At 41.3% G+C, this 2,953-nt stretch carries 1 protein-coding gene and 2 pseudogenes; 2 read left to right on the top strand and 1 reads right to left on the bottom strand.

Features of this window, described 5'->3' with window-relative positions; all coding sequences use genetic code 11:
- Window positions 1–125: 125 nt before the first annotated feature.
- Together AACR11_RS07555 and AACR11_RS07550 are read left to right on the top strand one after the other, a co-directional pair.
- A pseudogene (locus AACR11_RS07555) lies at window positions 126–239 on the top strand (IS6 family transposase); the annotation flags it as partial.
- A gap of 192 nt (window positions 240–431) precedes the next feature.
- Complete coding sequence (locus AACR11_RS07550) at window positions 432–1,160, top strand: hypothetical protein (RefSeq protein ID WP_017191057.1); 729 nt, start codon at window positions 432–434, stop codon at window positions 1,158–1,160.
- 198 nt (window positions 1,161–1,358) lie between these two features.
- Here the strand turns inward: AACR11_RS07550 and AACR11_RS29850 are convergent.
- Window positions 1,359–2,552: pseudogene (locus tag AACR11_RS29850) on the bottom strand (IS91 family transposase).
- Between the last annotated feature and the right edge of the window lie 401 nt (window positions 2,553–2,953).

The raw sequence follows: 2,953 nt of genomic DNA, 5'->3' as shown, positions 1-2,953 counted from the left end.
ATTGGGGTTTTAGTGCCCAAATAGGCACGGATTTATCAGAGTTTATTTGGTTCTGTTGCATGGATGGGAACTAAATGCCCATATAATGCTCGAATTACGGTTTTTAACATTAATTCGAGCATTGCATGGACTTCTCAGGCTACCAATATTCATCTGACATCATTCTTCTGGCGGTTCGTTACTACGTCTCATATAAGCTTAGCTATCGCGACATTGAAGAAATTTTGGCTGAACGAGGTTGTTTTGTAACGAGGTTTTGGCATAAGACTACGAAGATTAGCTGATTTAGCCGATCAGATCGTAACTTTCTGATTTAGTTCCATCGAGTTACGCAACAAAGCCTCATATTTATCTTGCTGATGATAACTATTCGCATAATAATCATAAGGTCACGTTTTAATGACATTTTTTAAGTGAGATTAATAAAGAAAATGAAAAAATACTTAAGCTTGTTAATGGTAATAACATTATCAATCGCATTATCGGGCTGTAATGGTTCTTCTGATTCTTCATCAGAGTTAGCAGAAAGTTACGATGGTGTTTATAAAGATAAAAACGGGGAGTCGCTTTTTTATAACTCGAATGAAGATGCGATCTATTTATATAGACCACCACAACAATACAAGGATGGTTATATTAGCAGCTCAAATCGTAGCATTGTGGTCGACAACAGTTTAATTGGTCCTTATATAGATACGAACCATTTCGTGAAATCGGAACTTGGCGACTACTATCATTACCAAAACTCCACCGTTCAGCTTCATTTTTCAAAGGGTAATGTGTCCGCACTAGTCAAAGATGAGGGTGACAGAACACTTGTTGACACCACGTACACCAAACTGCCAACACTCGCTGATTTTGATCTGATGTATCAAAGCTATGCGGATTGGGAGCGTATGACACTCATCTTCTCTAATGATGATCGTATGTTTGCTCAATTGGACTTTATGCTGACGTGCCAATTAAATGCTGATGTAAAGAAGGTGTCGAATTTTTATCGTGTCTCTAATGGTACAATAACCTGCAATGATCCAAACGATCCACGTATCGACTCAAATATGCACGGCGTTATCTATAAGGTGGCGGAAGACAGCCGAGCTATCGTCATTGTACAAGGAAAACGTTGGACATATCGTACAACTTTCCAAACCGTTTATTAATCGAAAAGGTACATCAGCCCCTTTTCATGTTCAAGGTAAGGAATTTCAATGATTCCTTATCTGAACAATTGCGGCTTAACTCATGTAAAAATAAATGTGTGGCTGACCAAACTCCTACACTACAATTTAAAATCGAATGTTAATTGAACACTTTCACACTGTTTTCGCTATTTGAAATACACTCATTCTACGAAAGACCTAAATTGACCTGATTTGGGATTGAACCAGGGCGTGATGGACCAGCTCCGACAACGCCTCTCCGCCCCTAAAACGAAGAAATATTAAGCGGTTACCACAAAGAATGCACTCAAAGGGGCAACCTTCACATACCCTTTCAGCATGGTGGCGTGACTATGCATTTCTGGTGAGTCTTTAGGGGCGATGCCCAAGGCATCGTAGACCTTAGGGAGCATCTCACCACGACGTCGGTTCGATAGAAAACCGAAGTATCGAATCATTTTGAAGTGCTTATCAGGGATATGCTCAATCATGCGATCTTTCAGAGCTTCTGGACTCAAAACACGGGATTCCGTCCGACCATTCCTACGGTTAAGATAATCAAACGTCACCAAGCCTCCTTGGAAATCATGTCGTAACCTAGACGCTGATATGGGCGGGCGCTTTAGGTATCGCCCGAGGTAAGTCATGGTGGGCGTCACGTTGGCCGTTTTCTTTGCAAAGTGCAGCTTCCATCGACGGCAATATTGGCTGGTTAAAAATCGGGACCAATCTTGCTCATTGCGAATGAAAGGGAAGCCCTCTCCACTCAAATCTAACTCTGAGTAATGGGAGTCGAGAAGTTGAGTGATGGTGGCACGCCAACACTTCTCAGTGGTCTTAGCTTTAAAGAAAATGGGCTTCCATAGACCTGTCTGTCCTCTTATATAAGCCACCACGTGTGACAGACAAATGGAAGTGCACATTCCAATTCAGCTTTCTACTGTAGGTGTGAAGAGCACAGAACACTCCAATATCGATATCCAGTTGCTTTACCCATCCTAAGAAGATTTTGGCTGCACAGCTAAAGAGATGATTGAGAAGAAAACGATTATCCCGAAAGATAGGTCACAACGTGTGTGGAAGTGTCAACGTAACGTGTTGATACTCATACTCAAGAAAGACATGTTGTTGCTTTCGTATCCACTGTTCTGTCGCTTTAATGCCACAACTGCTGCAAAAGCGAGATTTACACATCTGGTGAATGTATTTGTGATGAATGCAGTCAGCATGACTGCATTCATACTCTTTAGAACCAAAGCGGCGGTACTGCAAGCGAGCATCTTGGTGACGATTAATGACGACGGCTCGGAGGGTTTCCCGATTTTTATCGAGATAGCTCAGCCAAGTATCGTTGGCATTGAAGAGTTGTTTAATGGGCTTATTCGGAAACATGACCTATACATGTTTCAAACCGATGTCGCTTGTTTTATCAAAGCTAGGGATGGTAGGTTCGATGTATTACAGTGGCATGAACTTCCAAGTTTAACCTTAGACCCCTTTACTAAGCTCGTTAGTAAAGGGGAACTCTAATATAGCAATGCAAGAGAAGCTGTCGCGAATGCAACTTGTTTATCAGGCGAAGAAATAAATTCAACAATTGAAAAAAGAGCACTAAGTCGTAAAGACTATGAAATCAGCGTTTATTGTAACGCATTCAGCAAGTACCCTGAACATGTACGTGATGCTATTCTTGAGCGAGATAAATGCCATGAAGAATATTATGCGCATATGGGAAATCATGCCATACAAACTGTTTAAGAGTGATTCGCAACGCGTGGCATTTTTACTATGCG

It is taken from the genome of Vibrio sp. L85 (assembly GCF_963871815.1).
Classification (GTDB): domain Bacteria; phylum Pseudomonadota; class Gammaproteobacteria; order Enterobacterales; family Vibrionaceae; genus Vibrio; species Vibrio harveyi.
Note: the sequence above shows the minus strand (reverse complement) of the source record. Positions and strands in the feature narration are given on the sequence as shown.

Excerpts from the sequence above, each read along its gene's own strand:
- AACR11_RS07550 (WP_017191057.1), top strand. The coding sequence starts at position 432 with ATGAAAAAATACTTAAGCTTGTTAATGGTAATAACATTATCAATCGCA.